General features: G+C 52.9%; 20 protein-coding genes. 6 read left to right on the top strand and 14 right to left on the bottom strand.

All coding sequences use genetic code 11. The annotated features are described in order from the left end of the window. Nucleotides 1–88: 88 nt before the first annotated feature. A complete protein-coding gene (locus tag PsAD26_RS04310; protein ID WP_063309419.1) occupies nucleotides 89–1,351 on the top strand; it encodes a NupC/NupG family nucleoside CNT transporter in 1,263 nt (420 codons plus the stop codon). Between the two features lie 133 nt (nucleotides 1,352–1,484). On the opposite strand, the gene PsAD26_RS04315 is transcribed toward PsAD26_RS04310, so the two are convergent. Continuing rightward, nucleotides 1,485–1,934: a GFA family protein gene (locus tag PsAD26_RS04315; protein WP_063309420.1), complete on the bottom strand. Its 450-nt coding sequence runs from the start codon at nucleotides 1,932–1,934 to the stop codon at nucleotides 1,485–1,487. Between the two features lie 84 nt (nucleotides 1,935–2,018). Between PsAD26_RS04315 and PsAD26_RS04320 the strand changes: the two genes are divergently transcribed. Then, on the top strand, nucleotides 2,019–2,375 hold the full coding sequence (locus tag PsAD26_RS04320) for a helix-turn-helix domain-containing protein (protein ID WP_063309421.1): 357 nt from the start codon (nucleotides 2,019–2,021) through the stop codon (nucleotides 2,373–2,375). 53 nt (nucleotides 2,376–2,428) lie between these two features. Here PsAD26_RS04320 and PsAD26_RS04325 read toward each other — a convergent pair whose 3' ends face one another. The 7 genes from PsAD26_RS04325 to hutI all read right to left on the bottom strand — a co-directional run bounded on the left by PsAD26_RS04325 (nucleotide 2,429) and on the right by hutI (nucleotide 11,294). Continuing rightward, nucleotides 2,429–3,988 carry a TRAP transporter large permease subunit gene (locus tag PsAD26_RS04325; protein ID WP_084403568.1) on the bottom strand — a complete coding sequence of 520 codons (1,560 nt, stop codon included), beginning with the start codon at nucleotides 3,986–3,988 and terminating at the stop codon, nucleotides 2,429–2,431. Continuing rightward, nucleotides 3,985–4,503: a TRAP transporter small permease subunit gene (locus tag PsAD26_RS04330; protein WP_063309422.1), complete on the bottom strand. Its 519-nt coding sequence runs from the start codon at nucleotides 4,501–4,503 to the stop codon at nucleotides 3,985–3,987. The genes PsAD26_RS04325 and PsAD26_RS04330 overlap by 4 nt, the downstream gene beginning before the upstream one ends. A gap of 190 nt (nucleotides 4,504–4,693) precedes the next feature. Beyond that, nucleotides 4,694–5,794 carry a TRAP transporter substrate-binding protein gene (locus PsAD26_RS04335; protein WP_063309423.1) on the bottom strand — a complete coding sequence of 367 codons (1,101 nt, stop codon included), beginning with the start codon at nucleotides 5,792–5,794 and terminating at the stop codon, nucleotides 4,694–4,696. A gap of 156 nt (nucleotides 5,795–5,950) precedes the next feature. Further along, entirely contained in the window at nucleotides 5,951–7,636 is a 1,686-nt protein-coding gene (gene hutU, locus PsAD26_RS04340; protein WP_063309424.1) for a urocanate hydratase, read from the bottom strand. Between the two features lie 11 nt (nucleotides 7,637–7,647). Beyond that, on the bottom strand, nucleotides 7,648–8,475 hold the full coding sequence (hutG, locus tag PsAD26_RS04345) for an N-formylglutamate deformylase (protein ID WP_084403569.1): 828 nt from the start codon (nucleotides 8,473–8,475) through the stop codon (nucleotides 7,648–7,650). After that, entirely contained in the window at nucleotides 8,476–10,044 is a 1,569-nt protein-coding gene (gene hutH / locus PsAD26_RS04350; RefSeq protein WP_063309425.1) for a histidine ammonia-lyase, read from the bottom strand. Between the two features lie 14 nt (nucleotides 10,045–10,058). Beyond that, complete coding sequence (hutI, locus tag PsAD26_RS04355) at nucleotides 10,059–11,294, bottom strand: imidazolonepropionase (protein ID WP_063309426.1); 1,236 nt, start codon at nucleotides 11,292–11,294, stop codon at nucleotides 10,059–10,061. Nucleotides 11,295–11,568: 274 nt separating this feature from the next. Between hutI and PsAD26_RS04360 the strand changes: the two genes are divergently transcribed. Together PsAD26_RS04360 and PsAD26_RS04365 are read left to right on the top strand one after the other, a co-directional pair. Then, nucleotides 11,569–12,945, top strand: coding sequence for a formimidoylglutamate deiminase (locus PsAD26_RS04360; protein ID WP_063309427.1), 1,377 nt, complete (start codon nucleotides 11,569–11,571; stop codon nucleotides 12,943–12,945). 43 nt (nucleotides 12,946–12,988) lie between these two features. After that, nucleotides 12,989–13,699, top strand: a complete 711-nt coding sequence (locus PsAD26_RS04365) for a UTRA domain-containing protein (protein ID WP_063309428.1) — start codon at nucleotides 12,989–12,991, stop codon at nucleotides 13,697–13,699. 6 nt (nucleotides 13,700–13,705) lie between these two features. On the opposite strand, the gene PsAD26_RS04370 is transcribed toward PsAD26_RS04365, so the two are convergent. The 5 genes from PsAD26_RS04370 to PsAD26_RS04390 all read right to left on the bottom strand — a co-directional run bounded on the left by PsAD26_RS04370 (nucleotide 13,706) and on the right by PsAD26_RS04390 (nucleotide 19,485). Continuing rightward, nucleotides 13,706–14,575: an SDR family oxidoreductase gene (locus PsAD26_RS04370; RefSeq protein WP_063309429.1), complete on the bottom strand. Its 870-nt coding sequence runs from the start codon at nucleotides 14,573–14,575 to the stop codon at nucleotides 13,706–13,708. A 331-nt stretch (nucleotides 14,576–14,906) separates the two neighbouring features. Then, entirely contained in the window at nucleotides 14,907–15,776 is an 870-nt protein-coding gene (locus PsAD26_RS04375; protein ID WP_057464094.1) for an ABC transporter permease subunit, read from the bottom strand. A 9-nt stretch (nucleotides 15,777–15,785) separates the two neighbouring features. After that, complete coding sequence (locus PsAD26_RS04380; protein ID WP_063309430.1) at nucleotides 15,786–16,568, bottom strand: ABC transporter ATP-binding protein; 783 nt, start codon at nucleotides 16,566–16,568, stop codon at nucleotides 15,786–15,788. A gap of 123 nt (nucleotides 16,569–16,691) precedes the next feature. Next, nucleotides 16,692–17,678, bottom strand: coding sequence for an ABC transporter substrate-binding protein (locus tag PsAD26_RS04385; RefSeq protein ID WP_063309431.1), 987 nt, complete (start codon nucleotides 17,676–17,678; stop codon nucleotides 16,692–16,694). A 292-nt stretch (nucleotides 17,679–17,970) separates the two neighbouring features. Then, nucleotides 17,971–19,485, bottom strand: coding sequence for a PLP-dependent aminotransferase family protein (locus PsAD26_RS04390; RefSeq protein ID WP_063309432.1), 1,515 nt, complete (start codon nucleotides 19,483–19,485; stop codon nucleotides 17,971–17,973). Nucleotides 19,486–19,656: 171 nt separating this feature from the next. Here PsAD26_RS04390 and PsAD26_RS04395 point away from each other — a divergent pair, with 171 nt between their 5' ends. Then, nucleotides 19,657–20,994: an aminotransferase class III-fold pyridoxal phosphate-dependent enzyme gene (locus PsAD26_RS04395; protein ID WP_063295089.1), complete on the top strand. Its 1,338-nt coding sequence runs from the start codon at nucleotides 19,657–19,659 to the stop codon at nucleotides 20,992–20,994. Between the two features lie 79 nt (nucleotides 20,995–21,073). Next, nucleotides 21,074–23,548 carry an FAD-dependent oxidoreductase gene (locus PsAD26_RS04400; RefSeq protein WP_063309433.1) on the top strand — a complete coding sequence of 825 codons (2,475 nt, stop codon included), beginning with the start codon at nucleotides 21,074–21,076 and terminating at the stop codon, nucleotides 23,546–23,548. Between the two features lie 188 nt (nucleotides 23,549–23,736). Here PsAD26_RS04400 and xsc read toward each other — a convergent pair whose 3' ends face one another. Then, nucleotides 23,737–25,515, bottom strand: coding sequence for a sulfoacetaldehyde acetyltransferase (gene xsc / locus PsAD26_RS04405; RefSeq protein WP_063286688.1), 1,779 nt, complete (start codon nucleotides 25,513–25,515; stop codon nucleotides 23,737–23,739). Nucleotides 25,516–25,666 lie beyond the last annotated feature (151 nt).

Consider the following 25,666-nt stretch of genomic DNA (forward strand, 5'->3'; position numbering starts at 1 on the left):
TGGGTACGGTTAGTCGCCTTCCGGCGCTTCAAATTTCTCCCCAACCATAATCAACAACTTACCTCAGAGCCTCTGGGAGGAGCTCATAATGTTCGCAACAGGTTTTCTTGGCATCGCTACACTGATTGTTATTGCTGTATTGGTTTCAACCAATCGCAAAGCGATCAATCTCCGCACCGTAGGTGGTGCGCTGGCTCTACAGATTGGTATCGGCGCTTTCGTGCTCTACGTTCCAGCTGGCCGTGCTATTCTTCATGCAATGTCAAAGGGCATTTCCGGTGTGATCGACAGTGGTCGTTCCGGCGTTAACTTCCTTTTCGGCAACCTCACCAACGGTTCACTTTCTGAAACTGTTGGCTTCGTGTTTGCCTTCAACGTGCTTTGCCTCGTTATTTTCTTCTCCGCTCTGATTGCAGTTCTGTACCACCTCGGTGTTATGCAGGTCGTCATTCGTGTCATTGGCGGTGGCATGGCGAAACTGCTTGGCACATCTCAGGCAGAATCCATGTCTGCAGTTTCCAACGTTTTTGTTGGTCAGACAGAAGCTCCACTGGTTGTGAAGCCTTACATGCCTAAGATGTCTGATAGTGAGTTCTTCGCTATCATGTGTGGTGGTATGGCGTCTGTTGCTGGTACCGTTCTTGGTGGTTACGCGCTGATGGGTGTTAAGATCGAATTCTTGCTGGCTGCGTCCTTCATGGCTGCACCAGGCGGTTTGCTCTTTGCAAAACTCATCATGCCTGAAACCAAGGAAGTGAACCACACAGTCGACACAAGCGCTGACTTTGGCGACGAAAAGCCAGAAAACGTGCTGGCTGCTGCTGGCCAGGGCGCAATGAATGGTCTTCAGCTTGCTGGTGCGATCGGTGCAAACCTTGTTGCAATGATCGGTCTCATCACTCTGGTGAACCTGATCCTCGGCGGCGTTGGTGATCTGGCTGGTTTCAGCCTGTCTCTGGAAATGATCCTCGGCTGGATCTTCGCTCCAATCGCTTACCTGCTGGGTGTTCCAATGGCTGACATCGGTGTTGCAGGTTCTCTGATCGGTAAGAAGCTGGTCGTAAATGAGTTCGTAGCGTACCTCGACCTGAAGAACTACCTCGTCGATGCCACAGCAATGGACATGGGTCTGCCGGTTATTCAGGAAAAGACCAAAGCAATCGTTTCCTTCGCTCTCTGCGGCTTCGCAAACATCTCTTCCATGGGTATTCTTATCGGTGGTCTGGGTGTTCTGGCTCCAAACCGCATGAACTTCATCGCGAAGTACGGTCCTCGCACTCTGTTGGCAGCAACTTGCTCCAACCTCATGAGCGCAGCGATCGCGGGTATCTTTATCTCCTTGGCAATGTAAGAGAGTTTTCTTCCTTAATCTCTGAATTGCCTGCGACGGGGGGAGCATTGCTCCCCCCGTTTCTATTTGCTTTAGAAAAACAGGCCGCGCTACGTTGGGGGTGAACGCGCACCTGCATCACAGGAATGAAGCGTTAGCTGCTAACGCCTTCTTCAATAACGTCTCGTGAGCCTTGCGGAGGCATTTCCGGGAAAGCTGGAAGCTTTGGATCAATCTCATCCCAGGACGGCGCTCTGCTGGAATACACGTTTACTTGAGGCTCGATGACCTCCGGCTGATCAACAGCAGATGCGCGCACAAAGATCAGATCTGTCATGGATGAGTTGAGTGAGTAAACAGCACTTCCGCAGGTTGGGCAAAAGCCCCGTGTGACCACGTTTCCACTGTCTGCTGGCTTGTCGAAAAATGTGAGCTCCCCAGTCACTTCAACCGCTTCTTTGGGCAGGGCTGCATGAGTACAGTGCCCTGTTCCTGATGACTTGCGACAATCATCACAGTGGCAATGTGCGGCCATCTGCGGCTTCATTGTTGATTTCAGCTGTACATTCCCGCAAAGGCAGGACCCTGTAAATGCGCTTTCCATGATACTATCCTTAATCAGAGTTGAGGGATGATTTGGTAACTTGTAAATTGCAAGTCACTATTCACAATAGGAGAGATTGGCGGTATGTCAACCGAAAACCGTTCCGGCTGCCCGATCGCAAATACGCTGGATATTGTGGGAGACCGTTGGAGTCTCCTGATCCTGCGGGACATGTTCAATGGGAAAAAGATTTTCTCTGAGTTCTTAAGCTCGCCGGAAAAGATCACAACCAGCGTTCTGACCGTCCGCCTCAATCAGTTGGAAGCGGCTGGTATGGTCGTCAAAGAACTCTATCAAACGAATCCCAAACGCTATCGGTATCTGCTGTCTGATCGGGGCAGGGACATCCTACCTGTGCTTCAGGAAATGTGCCGATGGGCGAACAAGCATATGCCAGAAACTTGGATTCCACCGGAGAGCTTTATGGAGATGAGCCCATAAAAAAGGCTGGACGCTATATCCAGCCTTTCCCAGTTTCCAAGGATACTCTGCGATCAGAATAAGACCGAGGGCAACCAGGTCGCAATCTGAGGGAAGAACCAGACGAGCCCCATTCCGACTATCTGCAACAGGATGTAAGGCAGCACGCCTTTGTAGATCATGCCTGTTGTGATCTCAGGCGGCGCTGCCCCGCGCAGGTAAAACAGTGAGAAGCCAAACGGTGGTGTCAGGAAGCTGGTCTGCAGGTTGATGGCGATCATCACGGAGAGCCAAATTGGATCAAAGCCCATCATAAGCAGAGTAGGGCCAACGATTGGCAGCAAGATCACCGAGATCTCAACAAAGTCCATGAAGAAGCCTAGTGCGAAAATCAACGCCATCACAAACAGCAGCGCGCCCATCTCTCCACCAGGCATCGCAGAAATCAGCTCTTCAATGCGTGTATCACCTCCAAGGCCGCGGAAAATCAGCGAGAACACACTCGCTCCAATGATGGTCGCAAAGATCATCGCTGAGATGGAGAGCGTATTGGTCATCACTGGCGCCAACAGCTGAGATCGCCACATGCGCATCACGCTTTGCAGCAGACCACTGATACCGATGGTCAACAGCACAATCGCAACAAACGCCAAGCCCCAATCCGCAGCAGTCAGCTCGCTTTTTTGCAAGCGAATGGTGGTGAAGCCTGCAAGCGTAATCACCGCCAGCAACGCAACAACACTGGCTCCGAGCAAGAGGTTGGATTTGCCGTTGCTCAGCCGGAAACCAGCAAGCAGCAAAGCGCCAACAGCACCAACCGCAGCAGCTTCCGTTGGTGTCGCAACACCGCCCAAAATTGAGCCCAGAACGGCAATAATCAGAGCCACCGGTGGAATGAGCACAGATGCAATCCGCCGCACTGAAGTTGTACCCAGCGCTTGTTTGTCCATAGCAGGCGCACAGCTAGGTTGAAGATAAGCGCGGACAAGCAGGTAGACGATGTAAACACCAACGAGCATCAATCCGGGCACCAGCGCTGCAGCAAACGTCTGCCCCACACTGATTGTCTCAACCGTGAACTTGCCCTCAGCAAACTGGGCTTGCTGATAGGCGTTGGACATCACCTCAGAAAGGATGATCAGGAGTGTTGAGGGCGGAATGATCTGCCCGAGAGTGCCAGCTGTACAAACCGTGCCAGCAGCAAGTTTCGGATCGTAACCATTGCGCAGCATGGTGGGCAATGCAATCAGCGCCATCGTCACCACAGTTGCACCCACAATACCAGTGGAAGCTGCGAGCAACCCACCAACAAGCACAACGGAAATACCCAAACCACCACGAAGAGAACCGAACAGCTTGCCCATCTCTTCCAGCAGATCCTCTGCAATGCGGCTGCGTTCAAGCACCAGGCCCATGAACACAAAGAGCGGGATCGCAGTCAGCACGTTGTTTGTCATCGTGCCAAAAATGCGCTGCGAAAGCGCACCCAGTAGGCCTGTATCAAACGTGCCAGCCAACGCGCCAAGAACAGCGAAGAGAACGGCAACACCAGCAATCGTGAAGGCAACTGGGTAACCCAGCAAAATCGCAAAGCACAGGCCCGCGAACATAAAGATATCGAGAAACTCAATCACAGCTTTGGCTCCTCAATATCAACACCACACAAGAAGAGGCCATCGCGCAAAATACCAGAAACACCCTGAATGATCAGAAGGCCGCAGAATGCTGGAATAAGGCTCTTAAGCAGAAAGCTCGCAGGAATGCCGCCAACAGAGATCGGCCCCTCTAGGATCTTCCAGCTGTTGTAAACAAACGGCCAGCTGATCCAGAGCAGCAGCCCAACAGTTGGCAGCAAAAAGAGCAAAGCACCGATCAGGTTGATAATGGCTTTGGCCTTGGGAGAGGCCTGCCCGTAAAAGATGTCGACGCGCACATGCTTGTCAGCCAGAAGCGTGTAGCCCGCGCCAAGCATGAAAACAGCGGCGTGCATGTAAAGCACGCCTTCGCCGAGAAAGATGTAGCTGATGCCAAACAGATAACGCAGCAAAACAATCGCGAACTGTAAAAGCAGCATAAACAACGCAAACCAGCGAATGGTATGACCAACCAGACGGTTGATAGCGTCGAGTTTCAAAACAACAGAGGTCATCGGTGGGATCCGATCAGGCCAGAGTTTTTTCTTGGCTTTCTAGAGCGCCCCTTCGAAAAATAGATACTGATTTTCGGAGAAAGGGACGCACTAAACTGACGAAAGCAGGAGAGCAGCCGGGGTGATGTACCCCGACTGAGTATTGCGCGGAAAATTCTGACAAACCGGGAGTTAGCCAGAAGACTGCAGCTTAACCGTAGTTGATGTCCAGAAGGCGCATATTCATCTGGCCGTTGTCTGCCAGAGGTTTGTATTCCTTCATGGATTCACGGTAGGTGAGGAAGCTTTCAGTGATGCGCTTTACCAACTCATCATCGTTCTGGCGCAGTTCACCAATCACTTCACCAGCAGCGTTGCCCATTGCCAGAATAACGTCTTCTGGCATGTTGCGAACCATGACACCTTTTTCCGCAACCAGCATCTTCAGAGCCTTAGCATGGTTGGTGGTGTATTCAGTCCAAACATCGTTGTAGAGCGACGAGCATGCAAACGCGACAACTTGCTTCAAGTCATCTGGGAGTGCACTGTAAGCCTCAGAGTTCACAGCACATTCTTCAGCCGAAGATGGCTCGCCCACACCTGGGAAGTAATAGTTCTTGGCAACCTGATAAAAACCCAGAGCAGAGTCAGTCCAAGGTCCGATAAACTCACCTGCATCCAGTGTTCCTGTCTGCAGTGCCTGGAACATGTCGCGGCCACCCATTGCTTGAACAGCCATGCCCATCTTGGTGCACATCTCAGAAGCAAGACCAGTGGTACGGAAGCGTAGACCTTTCAGGTCCTCAGCCGAGTTGATTTCGGTGCGGAACCAACCAGCTGCTTGTGGGCCAGAGTTGCCACACAGGAACGGCTTAAGATTAAAGCGGGCATACATCTCATCGTAGAGCGCCTGACCACCGCCATGCGCCATCCAGCCATATTGCTCATCAGCGGTCAAACCAAATGGCTGAGATCCGAACAGCAGGAAGCCTTTGGACTTAGAGCCCCAATATGCCGGAACAGAGTGGTAAAGTTCAGCAGTTCCCTCCGATACTGCATCAAACACACCACGACCCGGAACCAGCTCACCAGCTGCATAGAGTTTTACCTCAATGCGGCCACCGGAAAGCATGGTGATACGGTCTGCAAGCATCTGCGCTGCAACGCCAGGCCCCGGAAGGTTCTTTGGCCACGAGGTGACCATCTTCCACTTGATCTTGTCGGAAGCAACAGCCGGAGCTGCCAGAGCAGAAGCAGCGGCGACGCCAGTTGCTGCAACACTTGCACCCTTAAGAAAATCACGTCTTTTCATAATTTTTCCCCTCAAAAATTAAAATAACAAGGGGCTGCGAACTGCGGTCCCTCATCTTTTGTTTAAAGTCTGGAGTGCCAGAATACGCGGCTAGACCAGTTTGCCCGGAAATGGAGTAGCTGTCTCAATCAGGAAAGGTTTGTGCTCCCGAGTCAGTTACTTACCTAGAGATGGTAAGTTCAAACCATTCTCCTTGGCGCAATCAATTGCCAATTGGTAGCCTGCGTCCGCATGGCGCATGACACCTGTCGCAGGGTCATTCCACAGCACACGGCCAACACGCTCATCAGCTTCTTTCGTTCCGTCACAGCAAATCACCATGCCGGAATGCTGGGAAAAGCCCATACCAACACCACCGCCATGGTGCAGAGACACCCATGTTGCGCCAGAAGCAGTATTCAACAGCGCATTAAGCAGCGGCCAGTCAGAAACAGCATCAGAGCCATCCATCATGGATTCCGTTTCACGATTTGGCGACGCAACAGAGCCGGAATCCAGATGATCACGACCAATCACGACAGGAGCCTTCAGCTCGCCATTGCGAACCATCTCATTAAACGCAAGCCCGAGGCGGTGGCGCTGACCCAGACCGACCCAGCAGATACGTGCTGGCAACCCCTGGAAGGAGATACGCTCTCGCGCCATATCCAGCCAGTTGTGCAGGTGCGGATCATCAGGAATGAGTTCCTTCACCTTTTGGTCTGTCTTATAGATGTCCTCTGGATCACCGGAAAGCGCGGCCCAACGGAATGGACCAACACCTTTACAGAACAACGGACGAATGTAGGCAGGGACAAATCCTGGGAAGTCGAAGGCGTTCTCTAAGCCTTCTTCAAACGCCATCTGACGGATGTTGTTGCCGTAATCAACTGTTGGAACACCGCGTTCATGGAAGTCCAGCATCGCCTTCACATGTACTTTCATGGAGGCACGGGCCGCTTTCTCAACGGCCTTCGGATCGCTCTCGCGTTTTTCTTTCCACTGCGCCATGGTCCAGCCCTGCGGCAGGTAGCCATTGATCGGGTCATGGGCAGACGTCTGATCTGTCACGATATCCGGACGAACACCACGCTCAACCAGTTCAGCGAAGATGTCAGCCGCATTGCCGAGCAAGCCAACAGACTTGGCTTCACCAGCCGCAGTCCAGCGCTCAATCAGCTCCAACGCTTCATCAAGCGTCTTGGCTTTCTCATCGACGTATTTGGTGCGCAGGCGGAAATCGATGCTGTCTTCGTTACACTCAACGGCCAGACAAGACGCTCCGGCCATGACCGCAGCAAGCGGCTGAGCGCCACCCATACCGCCAAGGCCACCGGTTAGGATCCACTTGCCTTTCAGATCTCCACCATAGTGCTGACGGCCTGCCTCAACGAAGGTCTCGTATGTGCCCTGAACAATGCCCTGAGAGCCAATGTAAATCCATGAACCAGCGGTCATCTGGCCGTACATCGCCAGACCTTTTTTATCCAGTTCGTTGAAGTGATCCCAGTTCGCCCAATGCGGTACAAGGTTGGAATTGGCGATCAAAACGCGGGGTGCATTTTCGTGTGTGCGGAACACGCCAACCGGCTTGCCGGATTGAACCAGCAGGGTTTCATCAGCTTCCAGCTTTTTGAGGCTATCGACAATGGTGTCGAAATCTTTCCAGGTGCGCGCAGCACGGCCAATGCCACCATACACCACCAGTTCATGCGGGTTTTCAGCCACATCAGGGTGCAGGTTGTTCATAAGCATGCGCAACGGTGCTTCCGTCAGCCAGCTTTTGGCATTCAGCTCTGGCCCGGTTGGTGGAAAGATATCGCGCGTATTCTTGCGAGGGTCTTGAGTGAGCGTATCGGTCATTGTCGGCTCCGTTAGCGACTTGTACTGGCGTTTGAAAATGCCCCTGCAAGGGCCTGCGCTTCTAACTGAGTAAGAATGGATTTGAGAGTGGCGCGTGTCTTGTTCGCGCGCTCTGGAGCGTAAGCCCACGGGCTCTGCTCAAACATATAGGCCCGCTGCGCTGTTTCCATCTGAATGGCATGGGTACCGGTCTCGGGCTTCCCGTAATGGCGTGTGGTCCAACCACCTTTAAAGCGGGTGTTGACCACCGTTTCCACGCTGACATCTGCACGGCAGGCCTCAACGGTGATCTGCTCAATCATAGGAGCGCACGTCTGTCCAACATTACTGCCAATGTTGAAGACTGGCAGTTCGCCTTCAAACAGAAACGGGATGTTGGAGCGGATGGAATGGCAGTCGTAAAGAACAGCAACACCAAACTTCTGCCGCACACGCTCCAGCTCTTCGGCAATCGCCTCGTGATACGGTGTGTGAAAACTGGCGCGTCGTTCCTCAACTTCATCATTAGACGGCTTTTGCCCATCTCGATAGATAGGGCGTCCGTCAAAGTCAGTCAGCGGGCAAAGCGTAGTCGTGTTCTGTCCTGGATAAAGTGAGACACCTGCCGGATCACGGTTGGCATCAATCACATAACGATGCACGGGTGTCTGGATCACACTCGCGTTTTCCAGCAGACCATCATAAAGGCGGTTGATGTGCCAGTCCGTATCGGCCAGCGCTTGTCCCACGGTGTTGAACCTGTCCCAGATAGTCAGCGGTACATCTGTGCCACCATGCGGCTGGGTCAGAACAATCGGACTGTCGCCTTGTTTGATCAGGGGGGAGAAGGAATAGGTCAATCAGACCTCCTCTAACTTGAAAAACTGAGCTTTGCTGGCCGCATCAAAAATTCGACCAGAAGCAACAAGCTCTGCCGCTTTTTCCAGATCTGGCGCCATGTAGCGATCGTCTTCCAGCTCTTCCACCTCAGTGCGTACAGCTTTGATGACTTCCTGCAAGATCGGACTGGTTTTGAGCGGAGTACGGAACTCAATGCCTTGAGCCGCCATTAGCAACTCAATGCCGATGATCTGGGAAAGGTTGGCGTTCATATCAATCAAGCGCCGTGCAGCATGGGTCGCCATGGAAACATGGTCTTCCTGATTGGCACTGGTCGGCGTTGAATCCACGGAGCACGGAGCCGCACGCTGCTTGTTCTCGCTGTAAAGCGCTGCAGAGGTCACGTCCGCAATCATAAAGCCGGAATTGAGACCTGGATTTGGCGTCAGGAACGGCGGCAGACCGTAGTTCAGTGCAGGATCAACGAGCGTCGCGATCCGGCGCTGCGAAATTGCGCCAATCTCGGCAATGGCAAGTGCAGTCTGATCAGCAGCAAACGCTACTGGTTCAGCATGGAAATTGCCGCCAGAAACAATGGAGCCGTCTTTGAAGACAAGCGGGTTATCAGTCACTGCATTGGCCTCAATCTCAAGCGTATAAGCAACCTGAGCAAGAAGCCCCAATACAGCACCCATCACCTGCGGCTGACAGCGCAGGCAATACGGATCTTGCACGCGTTCATCATCTTCGCGATGGCTTTCGCGGATGGCTGAGCCAGACATCAGCTCGCGAATGGTCGCGGCGGCAGAGATCTGGCCTTTATGACCGCGCAACTCATGGATCTCAGGGCGGAACGGAGCGCCCGAACCCATCAGCGCATCTACAGACATAGCACCGGTAATCAACGCAGTCTTCGCAAGGCGATGGGCCTGGAACAAACCAGCGAGTGCCAACGCGGTAGACACTTGCGTGCCATTGATCAGCGCAAGGCCTTCCTTCGCTGCCAGCTGAATAGTCGGAATACCAGCCAACTGCATCGCTTCTTTGCCAGAAACGCGCACACCACCAAAGAAGGCCTCTCCTTCACCGAGCATCACAGCTGCAACGTGAGAAAGTGGAGCCAGGTCACCGGAAGCCCCCACACTTCCCTGACCAGGAACCACTGGCACAACATTGTGCGCCAGCATCTGCTCAAGACACTCAATCAACTCCCACCGTACACCAGATGCGCCACGACCCAGCGAGGCGAGTTTTAGCACAATCACCAAACGCACAATGTTTTGCGGCAGCACATCACCAACGCCGCAGCAATGCGAAAGAATGAGGTTTCTCTGTAGGGTAGCAGTATCATCGCTAGGGATTTTGACAGAAGCAAGCTTCCCAAATCCCGTATTCACCCCATACACCGGTGTATCGCCCTGTGCCGCTGCATGCACAACAGTAGCAGCTCGTTCAACATCTTCTTTGCAAGAGCGGTCCAGTTCTACATTAGCCTCAGTGCGATAGATCCGCTGAAGCTGAGAAAGTGCAATTTCTCCCGGTTTTAAAATCAGCTTAGGTTTGGAAGAGACGGTGGGGGAACTAGTCATAAATGCCTCAGTGCTTAATTTGCTTGTGTTTTTGTGATGTCTTTGCCGAGGAAATACAGGCGGTTCAGTGGGTTGAACCCGATCCGATAGGCCAGTTCGGCTGGCTCCTTTACATCCCAGATCGCAATGTTTGCCTGCTTGCCTGCTTCCAAAGTTCCACAAGTCTCCGCTTGCCCCAGTGCTTGGGCTGCATTGCGAGTAATCCCAGCCAGCGCTTCCTGCGGTGTCATGCGGAACAAAGTGCACGCCATGTTCATACACAGCAGAAGCGAGGTGAGGGGAGAGGACCCTGGATTGGCATCTGTCGCCAGAGCAATAGGAACACCGGCATCGCGCAATTCCTGAAGAGGAGGATGTTGAATTTCACGCAGGAAGTAGAATGCGCCCGGCAGCAGAACGGCAACAGTTCCTGCTTCCTTCATGCTCGCAATACCGGCGGCATCCAAATACTCCAGATGATCAGCGGAAAGCGCTTTGTGGCTGGCTGCCATAGCTGTGCCACCAAGATTGGAGAGCTGCTCAGAATGAATTTTAACTGGCAGGCCAAGCTCCTGTGCCCGGTCAAATACGAGGCTGACCTGCTCAGGTGAAAACGCAATCCCTTCACAGAATGCATCAACCGCATCGGCAAGGTTCTCGGCCTGAACAGCAGGGAGCACTTCATCGCAAACAAAGCTGATATAGGCATCACTGCGTCCTTCATACTCAGGCGGCAACGCATGTGCGCCGAGGAAGGTGGTCAGGACCTTGACTGGCCGAAGTTCACCAATCTTGCGGGCAACTCGCAGCATTTTCAGCTCGGTATTCAGATCCAGCCCATAACCGGACTTAATCTCCAGAAGTGTCACACCCTCCGCCAGCAATGCATCAACGCGTGGCAATGCATTGGCTAACAGGTCTTCTTCACTGGCAGCGCGCGTAGCAGCAACAGTGGAACGAATACCACCACCGGCGCGGGCAATCTCTTCATAGGTCGCACCATTCAACCGCATTTCAAACTCACGAGCGCGGGAACCGCCATAGACAATATGCGTGTGGCAATCAACGAGAGACGGTGTTGCGAGGCGTCCGCCAAGGTCGGTTTGCGAAACCTCTTTCCAGTCCTCTGGCAAATCCTGCTCAGGGCCAATCCAACAGATTGTGTCGTCTTCAATGGCAATCGCTGCGCCATGGATCAGGCCATAACCATCCGACTGCTCAGAAAGAGTTGCAGCTGTCAGGTTGGTGAGTACGGTTCTCCCGCTTGTCATGGACCCTCCCGAGATTCCACGTGAATTCACTTCAGTAAAAATCTACATGGAAATCGCTTAATGTCTATACATAAAAAATGTGCAATGTGCGTAATTCTTAAGCCGATGCGCCTGAGGATGTTGAATAAATAGCTAAATTCAGCCATTTTTATCATTATATGGTGATATCTTAGAAGAATGGTGTGGTTGTGTGAGTTGCATTTATGTATATGCTTATTAATGTAAAAATGATCTGAGCTGATCATCGTTTCACATCAAACCTATTGAGTGAGCAATGAAAACCATCTTTGCAGGGCAGACTTTACTTCCCACTGGTCTAACTGAAAATGTGCGCTTGCGCTTGGACGACAACGGTACAATCAAAGCCGTTGAGACTGGGGTAAGACCTGAAGGCGAAGAGGTTTCCGGCAAGAGCAGAATGATCTGTCCTGCTCCTGCCAACTTGCATTCACATGCCTTCCAACGCGCAATGGCTGGCATGACAGAAGTGCGCCAAAAGGGAAAAGATAGTTTCTGGACCTGGCGTGAGCTCATGTATCGCTTTTTGGGGCAATTGCGCCCTGAACAAGCTGAGGCAATCGCAGCGCTGGTCTATATGGAGATGTTAGAGGCTGGCTATGCCAGTGTGGGTGAGTTCCACTACCTCCATCACCAACCAGATGGAACACCCTACGACACCCTTGCAGAAATGAGCGACCGCATCTTTGCCGCTGCCAGCCAGACAGGCATCGGCCTCGCACATCTGCCGGTGCTGTATTCCTACGGCGGTGCAGGCGAACAGCCACTCAGTGGCGGTCAACTGCGGTTCGGCAATGATCTGGATCGTCATCTGCAACTCATTGAGCAGGCGTCGAAAACGCTGGCTGCCACTCTACCCGCTGACTGTCAGGTCGGTATCGCACCACATTCACTGCGGGCAACCAACCCATCTCAGTTGCGCGAGATTGCTTCCACGTTTGCAGGCAAGCCTGTTCACATCCACATCTCAGAGCAGATGAAGGAAGTGGAAGCCGTTCAGGATTGGCTGGGCGCACGGCCAATCGAATGGTTATTGAGCAATGTTGATGTGCAAGACAACTGGTGCTTCGTGCATGCAACCCACATGACCACAGAGGAAACCGTGGCCATGGCGAAGGCTGGTGCAGTCGCAGGTCTCTGTCCGATTACGGAGGCGAATCTCGGCGACGGCATCTTTAACGGCCCAACATTCATCGAAGCTGGTGGTGTCTATGGTGTCGGCTCGGACAGTAACCTGCGTATCTCGCTCTCTGAAGAACTGCGCATTCTTGAATACAGCCAACGCCTGCGTGATCAGTCCCGCAATGTCATGTTGTGTGGAGAAGGCTCTGTCGGCACCGCCATGTATCAGGCCTCTGCCAAAGGCGGTGCACAAGCGCTTGGTCGGCGCACTGGTGAGCTGAAGGTAGGTCATCTGGCTGATGTGGTTGCAATCGACACCACTCGCGTTGAGTTTGCAGGCCTGAGACCAGACCAATATCTCGACTATTGGATCTTTGCAGGTGATGACCGTGTTGTGACCGATGTCTGGTCGGCCGGGCGCCACATGGTGAAAGACGGACAGCACATCCACCGTGCAGCTATCACGGCTAAATACAGAGAACAGCTTGCAGTTTTGCTGGAAGCAGCCTAACAACGCCGCAATCTATTTCATATGAAAACGACGGGACAAGCGCTTGCGATCCTATAAGGAAATTAGAGGCATTTTGCAGGAACGGATCACCAGCCAGCAATGGCAGCCCGGTGATTTGCTGCCAAGTGAGCAAGCGCTTTCTGAGGAGTTTGGGTGTACCCGATCAACCGTCAACCGCGCGATGCGAGAGCTTGCGGACGCCGGTCTGGTCGAACGCCGCCGTAAAGCTGGCACCCGTGTCGTTCAACCGAAATCCCATCCTGCAACTATTTCCATTCCAGTGATCCGACAAGAAATCGAAAACAAGGATCAGTCTTACAAGTACCTGCTACTGGAGCGCCTGGAAGCCCTGCCGCCGGAAGATGTTCGTGCCCAGCTTGGATTGGAGCAAAACGAGAAAGCTCTTTTTCTGAAAAGCTTGCATTATGGTGACGGCATTCCGCAGCAACTTGACGTGCGCTGGATCAATATCACAGCATTGCCTGAAGCCTCGCAGGAGAGTTTTGCTGATATCGGCCCAAATGAATGGCTGCTACAACGCGTCCCACATCCAAACATTGAGCACGTCTTCCGCGCCGACAAAGCCACAGCTGAGGAGCAGCGGCTCCTGCAGCTGCAAGAGTGTGAGCCTGTTTTCACGATTGAGCGTCGCACATGGATTTCAGGGCAGGGCATAACTTATGTACGCCTTGTGCACCCAGGCAGCCGTTACCGTATGGCAACACGCAACTCGGCAGAGCCGACGTTCAACTAGCGAGATCTAGCCAGTGTTTTGCTTTTCCTTTTGCTCCAGTTGGGCGAAGTGATCTTCCAGCCGGATTTTGCCGTAGCACTTTCCAATCATGTCCATCCGCATGGCACTCAGGAAAAACTGGATCGGTCCATAAGTTTTTACTGAAGTGAACGTCTCCAGCACCCGCTGTAGTGCAATGCTGATCCAATTGGGGAAATGCGTGATCCTGGTTTTTTTGCTCAAGCTCTTAAAGGCGATTTCAGCCAACTCGTTGTGGGTATACTTCACCGGACCACCAACCTCGGCGTAGGCTTGCCCTTCTTCGATAATCTCAAAGCAAGCTGCGGCGAGGTCTGCCCCGTGGATCGGGTTGATACGGAAGTCTCCAGAACCAAACATGTAAACCCGGCCAGATTTCGCCATGCCCCGGAACTCCTCAATATCGGAGAAGTAGCCGCTTGGAGAAATAACTGTGCTTTTGATTGGCGCCGACTGAAGCACCTCAACAAAGTGCTGCTTGGCGCGTACCAGTTTCACATTCAACAGTTTGCTCGCGTTCAGCACATGGACATACGCAAAGTGAGGGACACTGTTTTCTATTGCGAGATCAAGCAGATTCTTGTTGGCCCGAAAATCCACGTCGTTGTAGCTTAAGCCGTCTTTCTGGCGGGTAATACCAAGCGCAGAGACAACAAGGTCAACATCATCCATCAGCCCGATCAAGCTGTTCGGTTGAGTGACTTCACCCTCAAAAAACTCACTGGCTTCAAGGCCCTTCGTGCGGGCAACCTGTTCATTGCGAACAAGAGCACGGACGCACCAGCCCTCCCGCTGATAATAGGAGGTGAGATAAGAGCCCAGATAGCCGGTTGCGCCTGCAATTACGACGGTCTTCATTACAATTCCCTCAAACGATCAGGTGCCGCAAAAGGTCTGCTGCCAACAAAATTAAAGCGCTGAATGCCTTTTGGGTGTTTCGCCCGCAGAAGGAACTCACGTGGAATAGCAGCTCTTCAAAAGGCGATATATTTTTAAGTTGCTGTGGGATGAGTTAGTGCAAAAAAAGACTGACATAGCTCTCAACCCCACTCTCAAAAAATGGGAGCTTCCACGGACAAAATCAACCGCTAATTGTTCATAGTCAAGGTTTCAGGACAAAGTGGATATGCAAAAAAGGGAAGAGCCCTTCAGCTCTTCCCTTCTGGTTTTGAGTGGCCTTTGGCTGCAATCAGCCTTTGCCTTGCCATGGAATGAGCAAGCGTTCCAAATACCGCATACCAAGCTCAATGGTGTACCCGATGAGCCCGATGACCATGATCCCTATCACCACCGTATCCGTTTGTAAAAAGTTCTTTGCAATCATAATCATGGAACCAACGCCCTTGTCCGCTGCAACCAGTTCTGCGGCAACAACAGTGCCCCAGCAAACGCCCATGGCGGTTCTGAGACCGGTGAAAATCTCCGGCAGTGCGTTTGGCAAAATCACATGAAATAGGATCTGTGTACGAGATGCTCCAAGTGAATAAGCAGCATGCACCTTGGTGATCTTGACGCTGTTTACGCCAGATCGCGCTGCAATAGTCATGATAAACAAAGACGCCAGAAACAGCAGGAAGATCTTCGCAGTCTCATCAATACCAAACCACAGAATGATCAGTGGAATCAGAGCAAGCGGTGGGATCGGACGCATGAACTCCACGATCGGATCGAATAAACCACGCGCAATTGAGGAAAGGCCCATGGCCAGTCCAAGAGGAATGCCAACAAGTGCCCCTAACAGCACGCCTCCAAGGACGCGGAACACCGAAATACCAATGTGATCCCAGAAGGCGACATTACGGAAACCTTCAGAAAGCAACTTGCCCATCCGGGTGAGAGTTGCGTTGACTGACGGCCAATAGAAGCTTTCCAGCATACCGAGTGCGCTGGCAATACCCCAGGCAGACAGCAGAATGACAACAGTCAGGATCGAATAAAACCGACCCGAATTGACTGCGCTGGCATCACCAAAGCGAACGGTCTTCTGCTGTGTGAAAACATTGTCTTTAAGCCCGAGCCAGACGGAGACTCCTGAAGGCGGTGTATGGTGTTTGCTCATGTTGGCCTCCTATGCTGGTTCAAGTTCTTGGTCGTTACCCATAATCTCTTCTTCCATGCCCCAAATAAGGGACAGGACTTCCTCACGTGTCTCTACAAACTCATGGGAAGCTTTAATCTGACGTGGGCTCTCTACCAATCCGCGGTCGGCAAACGGCAGCTCGTACTCACGTAGAATACGGCCCGGACGCGGGGCCATCACGATAAGCCTCTCCCCAAGGAATAAGGCTTCTTCAACAGAGTGTGTGATGAGAATGATGGTCTTACGCGTCTCTTTCCAAAGCTTCAGCACAAGGCTCTGCATCTTCTCGCGGGTCAAAGCATCCAGCGCTCCAAGAGGCTCATCCATCAGGATCACTTCCGGATCATTAGCAAGACAGCGGGCCAATGCGACGCGTTGCTGCATGCCGCCGGAGAGCTGATAGACAGGCTTTTTGCCAAAATCCTGCAGTCCGACAATCTGCAAAAGCTCATCCACTTTGCGTTTGGTCTCCGCTGCAGGCCGCCCTGCCATTTTGGGCCCGAATGCGATGTTCTTCTCAACTGTCATCCATTCAAACAAGGCGCCCTGCTGAAACACCATTCCGCGGTCAGAACCAGGGCCAGTCACCTCCTCATTCTCACGAATGATCTTACCGGAGGTGGGGCGAAGAAAGCCTGCGATGATGTTGAGAAGAGTTGTTTTACCGCATCCCGATGGACCAAGAACGGAGATGATTTCACCGTCCTTCACATTCAAATTGACGTTGTTGAGAGCATGGACTTGATCACCGTTGGGAAGGGTGAACACCATAGAGATATTGTCGGCAACTATTCCACTCAAAGCGCTTCTCCCGGTTCTTTGGAAAATGCCTGGTTCGCCCGGTCTTTTTATTGGAAGAATGGCGGGACATTGCCCGCCATTTTCAAAAGTCTTTTATTTAAGGTAGCTTGCGTCGACGAACTGGGAGTAATCATCCAGCGCTTCATCAAGTCCACCTGCAGAAACCATGACATCTGCCACGCCTTTTGCTGCAGCCTGAATGCCGCCGCCGAGCCAGTTCTCACTCAACTGCTCTTCATTGGTTGGGAAACCAAAGTTCGCGATCATCTTCTTCGCGGGCTCAATGTCCATACCCGCAGCACGCGCAATCTTGTCGTACATGGCGTTAGGGTCTGTGTTGTAAGCTGTGTTGGCTTGATTGGTGACCTCCATGAACTTCTTCACCAGATCAGGATGTTCAGCAGCAAAGTCGCTGGTCACGTTCACCACATCAAAGGTATTGATGCCAACGGCCTCCTGCTCTGCACCAGTCATCAGCGGAGTGCCAACCGTTTTCATCCGGTCGAGTGCGCCACCAAAGGCACAGCCCATTGCCACATCACCACGCAAAACAGCAACTGCTGCATCAGCCGGGTTCATTTGCACAAGGTTCACCTTTGCGAGGTCAACGCCCAGATGGTCCAGCGTGCGGATCAGCTTGTAATGGGTGACGTTGCCAATCGGAGTGGCAACCTTCTTGCCTTCCAATTCCTTGGCATTTGCCTTGGTAATACCGGTGTCATTGCGCACAATGCAAAGGTCGTTCTCAGCATATGTCACGGCGACGCCGACAAGTTTGATTGGAGCACCGGAGGAAACACCAACAACGAAAGGCACGAACCCATTGCTGTACGCAATTTGCACATCACCGGAAACCATGGCCTGAACCATTTCGTTTCCGTTGCCAAACGCCCGCCACTCAACTTCCAGACCCAGCGCTTCGTCGTAGGTCTTGTCAATCTGGGCTGCTTGGTTCGCGGTGGGCCATTCCAGAAAATAGGCTACGGTGATTTTCTCAAGCGCGTGAGCAGAGCTCATACCAAGACTCGCGACCATGCCTGCTGCAAGAGCCAGTTTTCCTGCAAGCTTCTTCAATGCCATCTCTATTCCCCCTCTGCGGTGCTAAGTTCTTATTCCCTCGTTATTTTTACGCGTTCCCTATTCTTGGGACTTCCTTAAACCTAAGCTTTCAGCAATTGAGGACACTATGAAACCGCAGGTCCCGGTAGTGCCAGTTGGTGAAACCCGATGGAACCAGACAGTATTTCTCGACCCGTATTCATTTATAAGTGCCCAATCTGCCAATATTATTCTCTATATCTCTGCGGAAGATTAGGTTGGAGCTTCTCAATAACAGTGATTCCTCTGTATAAATAAACGAAGAATCCTATGTTCATGCTGATGTATATGAGCAATCGCTACTTTTTGTGCTGCGACGCAGCAATTTATCTGCGGTCTCCGATAGTAATTCTATGCCCTTTGGAATTTTATCGGCGTGGATTGAAGAAAAGCCAAGGCGGAAATAGTTTTTACCTTGGTTCGCATCTGCAAAGAACACGTTCCCCGGCTCAATCAGCACACCCTGCTTCAGCGCCTCTTGGGCAAGAACCGTTGCATCCAGTTCAGGTGGCCCGCTCACCCAGAAGGACGATCCACCAAACGCAGAAACCTGCGCCCAGCCGGGAAAGTGCGTTTCCATAGCTTCGCTCAGCGCATTCCAGCGACTTGAATAGGCATGGTGCAACTTGCTGATCAACGCATCTTGTGAGCCCTGTGCCAGAAACAACGCAACACTGCGCTGGTTGTTGCCTGGTGGATGGCGGAGCATCAGCCGCCGCATGGCGCGGATTTCCTTGATCACCGGCTTCGGTGCCACAATAAACCCAATCCTCAACCCCGGCATGATGGACTTGGAAAGACTTCCCACATAAAGCACCCGCCCAGATGCATCGACAGACCGCAAAGCAGCGGTCGGTTGCCCGCGATAGTTGGTCTCGTACTCGTAATCATCTTCAATAATCAGAGCGTCGGACTGGGCCGCCCATTCCAGCACCTCGCGACGTCGTTTCATCGTCATCGTGGTGTTGGTGGGGAACTGATGGCTCGGCGTCACATACACCAGCTTTGCATCCCCAAGCATGTCGGCCCGTATGCCTTCCTCATCCACAGGAATGGCCCTAATGTCGGAGCTCCTGAGTCGCATGATGTTTCGCACATCAGGATATCCGGGGTCTTCCACTGCAACAGGTGTATCCGGTTTCACAAACAAATGCGCGATCAGAAACAGAGCATTCTGCGCGCCCATCGTCACCAGAATCTCGTCAGATTCGGCAATTACACCGCGCCGGATCAAGATGCGCCGCTGGATCTGCTCAATCAGCATCGGATCATCAGCCGTAAAGCGGTCATCCGTCCAGGCATCCAGCCATTTGATGCTCATTGTCTGACGCACACAATCCCGCCATGCACTGATGGGAAACAGCGTTGGGTCCACCTGACCGTAGATGAACGGGTAGGGATAGCTGTGCCAGTTCTCGGTCTTCAAAATATTGAACTGAGTGGATGGTGTAAGCCGTAACTTGGAAGCCCAATCCACACGATCACCGGGAACTTGTTCCTTGGGTTGGACCCGATCAGGCAGCTGTCCCAGATTCTCAATTACCTCTGGCGACACATAAAAGCCGGATCGTTCACGGGTAATCAGATACCCATCTGCGGCCAGTGCCTGATAGGCCAGCATGACCGTGTTACGCGAAACACTCAACCGCTTCGCCAACGCACGCGTTGAAGGAACCGGTGTGTTTTCAGCAAGTTGGCCGGAAAGGATAGCAGAGACGAGCATCTCCCTGATCTGGCTTTGCAGCGTCGTACTGTCATCCCGGTCAACGGAAAACAAGCTGTATCTCATGGCTGGCCCCTCCCTCCAAATCACGAGTGAAGTATCAGCATGAGTTCATCTGGCTCTATGGTCAAGAACAACTGGACCTATCTGACCTATTATTTCGGCGACAAGATATTTCTCACAGTACCTCTGGGGAACTGTTGGCGAATAACTCAGTGTTCTAGGAGAAAGATCGAGATGAGTGTCCTTGCAGAGCCGATTGAACAAGCGAAAACCAATTCTCTTGAGCAACACTGGATGCCGTTTTCCGCAAACAAAGAATTTAAGAGCGCACCGCGTCTCATCACCCGTTCAGAGGGAATGTACCTTTGGAATCAGAACGGTGACAGATTGGTCGATGGCTCTTCCGGGCTGTTTAATGTACCTGCAGGCCATGCGCGCAAGTCGATTGCGGATGCCGTTCATGCGCAGATGATGCAGAACGGATACACAGCGCCCTTCCAGCTGGGCCAGCCGACATCCTTTGAGTTTGCGGCAAAACTCACCAAAATTATGCCAGAGCCTTTCAATCACGTGTTTTTTGTGAATTCAGGATCGGAGGCCATCGATACCGCGCTGAAAATGGTCATGGCCTATCATCGTGCAAACGGTGATGCACAGCGCACTCGCTTTGTCTCTCGCGAGCGGGCGTATCATGGCGTGAATATGGGCGGTGTTTCTTTGGCTGGTATGGTCAAAAACCGCGAAACTTTCCCGGTTGTCATGCCAAACATCGTCATGATGCGCCATACATGGAACGAGGAAAACGCTTTCACAAGAGGCCAGCCGGAAACCGGTGTGGAACTGGCAAATGATCTGCAGCGCTTCTGTGAGACCTACGGCGGCTCCACAATCGCAGCTGTGTTCATTGAGCCAGTTGCAGGCTCCACTGGCACGCTCGTCCCGCCAAAAGGTTATCTGGAGCGTGTGCGCCAGATCTGTGATGAGCACGGCATTCTGCTGGTGTTTGATGAAGTAATCACTGGCTTCGGTCGTCTTGGCAAACCGTTTGCAGTGGATGCGTTCAACGTGATGCCAGACATCATCACATTGGCAAAAGCACTCACTAACGGAGCAATCCCGATGGGTGCCGTTGCAGCGTCGGATCAGGTTTATGAAACGATCACCGAAGCAGCGCCAGAAAATGCGATCGAGTTCTTCCATGGCTACACATATTCGGCACACCCAGCAGCCTGTGCAGCAGGTTTGGCGACGCTTAAAATTTACGAGGAAGAAGGCCTGTTTGATCGGGCAGCCGAACTGAGCGATTACTTCCTTGATGCGATCTGGTCCCTGCAGGATATCCCGATTGTGAAGGATATCCGAGGCTACGGGCTTATGGGCGGCGTAGAGGTTCACCCGCTCGCCGGTAAGCCGGGCATCCGCGGCAACGAGATGCAAAAGCGATTGTTCTGGAACGGCTGTCACGCCAAATGGACGGGGGACACAGCCATCCTGGCGCCAGCGTTTATTGCAGAGCGAAGTCATGTCGATGAGATCGTGGATGCAATGAGGAAAACGCTCATAGCTGAATAGATCGAAGAAAGTATTGTTTTGAGAAGAGCACATTTGTGCTCTTCTTTTGTTTTTCAAATTGGTTGAGGGGAGGCGATCAATGACGAAGTCTATTCCGCAAAATGCGCGTGTCGTGATCATTGGTGGCGGTATTGCCGGGTGTTCTGTTGCGTATCATCTGGCAAAGCTTGGCTGGCAGGACATCGTGCTGCTGGAGCGTAAGCAACTCACGTGCGGCACCACCTGGCATGCCGCAGGGCTGATCGCCCAATTACGCGCATCCAAAAACATGACGCGCCTCGCCAAATACTCGCAGGAGCTTTATGGCGAGCTGGAAGCCGAAACTGAAATCGCGACTGGTTTCCGCCGCAACGGATCAATCACAGTTGCCTTAACCGAAGAACGCCGCAGCGAGATCCTGCGATCAGCTGCAATGGCGCGGGCGTTTGGGGTGGAAGTGGAAGAGATCTCCACCTCAGAACTGTTGGACCGCTACCCCTATGTAAATGCGCAGGATGTAACAGCGGCCGTCTACCTGCCAAAGGATGGGCAGGGTGACCCGGGCAACATTGCGCTTGCTCTTGCCAAAGGTGCCCGCCAACGCGGAGCACAGGTGTTTGAAGGTGTCAAAGTCACAGGCATCGCTAAGAAAAATGGAGCGGTCTCAGGTGTCTCTTGGCAGCGAGATGGAAGTGATGAGCAAGGTCACATCGCAGCTGACTATGTGGTCAACTGTGCAGGCATGTGGGCGCATCAACTGGGCAAAATGGCTGGTGTCAACGTGCCGTTACACGCCTGTGAGCACTTCTACATGGTCACAGATAACATCGCTGGCCTCCCACAACTCCCCACGCTGCGCGTACCGGATGAATGTGCCTACTACAAGGAAGATGCTGGCAAAATCCTACTGGGCGCGTTTGAGCCAACCGCCAAACCATGGGGAATGCAGGGCATCTCGGATGATTTCTGTTTTGACCAGTTGCCAGAAGATATCGAGCACTTCGAACCCATCCTGGAACAAGCGGTCAACCGTTTCCCCGAGCTGGCCGTAACAGGCATTCATACCTTCTTCAATGGCCCTGAAAGCTTCACACCGGATGATGCCTATCATCTGGGTGAAGCGCCGGAACTCAAGAACTTCTTTGTTTGTGCTGGCTTCAACTCCATCGGTATTCAATCCGCTGGTGGTGCAGGTATGGCGCTCGCCCATTGGATGGAGCATGGCCATCCACCCTTTGATATTTCCGATGTTGATATCAGGCGCATGCAGCCGTTCATGGGCAACAAAACGTTCCTCTATCAGCGTTCGAAAGAAACGCTCGGCCTGCTCTATGCCGATCACTTCCCCTTCCGCCAGAAAGCCACGGCACGCGGTGTCCGTCGTTCTCCGCTTCATGAGCATCTCAAGCAAGCAGGCGCAGCTTTTGGTGAAGTTGCTGGTTGGGAACGCGCAAACTGGTTCGCAGAGCAGGGGCAGGCCCCAAACTACGACTACTCCTGGAAACGCCAGAACTGGTTTGAGAACTCCAAACGAGAACACCTTGCCATCCGCAACAATGTCGGCCTCTATGACATGTCCTCCTTCGGCAAAATCCGCGTTGAAGGCCCGGATGCGGAAAGCCTGCTCAATCATATGTGCGGCGGAGACATGTCTGTGCCTGTCGGCAAAATTGTCTACACGCAGTTCCTCAATGAACGTGGTGGTATTGAAGCCGATCTCACCGTCACGCGCCTCTCAGAGACTGCTTATCTACTCGTAACTCCAGCAGCCACTGTTATCCGGGAACTCAGCTGGCTTAATAAGCACAAGGCTGGCGCCAATGTGGTCATCACTGACATTACAGCAGGTGAAGCCACATTGGTGGTGATGGGGCCAAACTCAAGAGAGCTGCTCTCCAAAGTATCCAATCACGATTGGTCCAACGAGAACCATCCATTCGGAACCATGCAGGAGATCGAACTCGGCATGGGATTGGCCCGAGCCCATCGTGTGTCCTATGTGGCTGAACTGGGCTGGGAGCTCTATGTCTCAACCGACATGGCCGCCCATGCCTATGAGACACTCGTGGAAGCAGGCGTCGATATCGACCTGAAACTCTGCGGTCTCCACGCAATGGATTCCCTGCGTATTGAGAAAGGCTTCCGACATTTCGGTCACGATATCACCGAGGAAGATCATGTTGTGGAAGCAGGTCTCGGCTTTGCTGTCAGCACCAAGAAACCATCCTTCATCGGCAGAGACGCGGTCTTACGTAAGAAGGAAGAAGGCCTCTCATCCCGCATGCTGCAGTTCAAGTTGAAAGATTCAGAACCACTTCTGCATCACAACGAACCTGTCCTGCGCGATGGTGAGATCGTCGGCTACCTCACCTCCGGCAACTACGGCCACACTCTGGGCAGCGCTGTCGGCCTTGGCTACGTGCCATGCAAAGGCGAAACAATCAAAGACATGCTCGCCTCCAGCTACCAGATCGACGTCGAAGGCACCCTGTGCAATGCCGAAGCATCCTTCAAGCCAATGTACGACCCCAAGAGCCTGCGTATGCGCGGTGTGAAGGAACTGGAAAGCGCATAACTCAAGACAACACCTCGCACGGCGTGCGGGGTGTTCTTCTAATCTGATAGGTGCGATACAGCTGCATTACTCAGAGTGCGAACCAACCTCAAACACCTTAAAAGAAAAAGCCCGAGCAGTGGTCAGCTGCGCGGGCTTTAAGGTTCAGGCCCCTCTCTGAGGAGGTGAGATGGGCACTTCTGGGGGACTTACGCGAGTTCTTGTTCGCGCATATCTTCCGCGTTGATGCCAGCGACAGCAACAGGTGCTTTCATGGCGTCTCTGCGGAAAGGTTCTCCAAGTTCCTGATTGAGGATCACCTCAATGAACGTGGTCTCGTTACGCTCCATTTGGCCTTCAATAGCGTCGTTCAGGGTCTTGGTCAGCTCATCAGTGCCGAACACCTGAATGCCCTTCAGGCCGCAAGCCTCTGCAATCTTGGCGTACTGAACTTCCAGATTGAGCTCAGTGCCAACAAAGTTGTCGTCGTACCACAGCGTCGTGTTGCGCTTCTCCGCACCCCATTGATAATTGCGGAAGATCACCATGGTGATTGGCGGCCAGTCATCACGGCCACACGCGGTCATCTCGTTCATGGAAATACCAAAGGCACCGTCGCCGGCAAAGCCGACCACCGGCACATCAGGACGCCCAATCTTTGCGCCCAAAATGGCAGGCAGGCCATACCCGCAAGGCCCGAACAGACCCGGAGCAAGATACTTCCGCCCTTCATCAAAGCTCGGATAGGCATTGCCGATGGCACAGTTGTTGCCAATGTCAGAGGAGATGATCGCCTCTTTCGGCAGTGCTGCCTGAATAGCGCGCCATGCCATGCGTGGAGACATCTTCTGAGGCTCGCGAGTACGGGCGCGCTCGTTCCAGCTTGTACCCGGATCATCATCCTCGTGATCCATGGAGGAAAGCTCCTGCAACCAGGCAGACTTCGCATGATGCACCAGTGCTTCGCGGTCTTCACGCCCTTCATTGCCTGCATGATCCGCCAGCTCTTCCAGGATCTGCTCCGCCACAGCGCGAGCATCTCCCTGAATGCCAACACTCACCTTTTTGGTCAGGCCAATGCGGTCAGAGTTGATGTCCACCTGAATGACCTTGGCGTCCTTCGGCCAATAATCCATGTCGTAGCAAGGCAATGTGGAGAACGGATTGAGGCGCGTCCCAAGAGCAAGCACCACATCCGCTTTCGAGATCATCTCCATGCCTGCTTTTGAGCCGTTATAGCCAAGCGGGCCAACGGAAAGCGGGTGATTGCCGGGGAACGCATCATTGTGCTGATAGCCACAACAGACTGGCGCGCTAAGCTTTTCTGCCAGAGCAGCGGACGCCTGTATAGCGCCACTCAGAACCACACCTGCTCCGTTCAAAATGACAGGGAACTTAGCGTCAGAAAGTAACTCAGCAGCCTTCTTGATAGACTGCACACCACCACGAGGTTTTTCCATGCGTACGATCTGCGGCAGTTCGATGTCGATCACCTGCGTCCAGAAATCGCGCGGTATGTTGATCTGCGCCGGAGCACACCCACGCCAGGCTTTCTCAATCACACGGTTCAGCACTTCCGCGATGCGGGAAGGATCACGAACTTCTTCCTGATAGCAAACCATATCCTCGAAGAGAGCCATTTGCTCAATCTCCTGAAAGCCACCTTGTCCGATGGTCTTGTTGGCGGCCTGCGGGGTAACAAGCAGCAGAGGTGTATGGTTCCAGTAAGCTGTTTTGATCGGCGTTACGAAGTTGGTAATACCCGGCCCGTTCTGAGCAATCGCCATGCTCATCTTACCAGTCGCGCGGGAGTACCCGTCCGCACTCATGCCCGCGTTACATTCATGGGCGCAATCCCAGAACTTGACACCTGCAGCGGGAAAGAGATCCGAAACCGGCATCATGGCAGAACCAATAATGCCAAAGGCGTTATCAATCCCGTGCATCTGAAGCACTTTTACAAAGGCCTCTTCGGTCGTCATCTTCATGGCACAAATCCTCCCCATCATGTCACAGCTCGGCTGTGATCTGCACATTCTGATATGCAGTCAAACCTAGCCTGAGCCAGCGGAGGGGTTTAGGGCCAGATTCCGCTATAGCATTGGTCAGTTGTGTAGAAGGTATTGAAGATGCTGCGGA

Origin of the sequence: Pseudovibrio sp. Ad26, assembly GCF_001623285.1 — a bacterium.
In the GTDB taxonomy this organism is placed as follows: domain Bacteria; phylum Pseudomonadota; class Alphaproteobacteria; order Rhizobiales; family Stappiaceae; genus Pseudovibrio; species Pseudovibrio ascidiaceicola.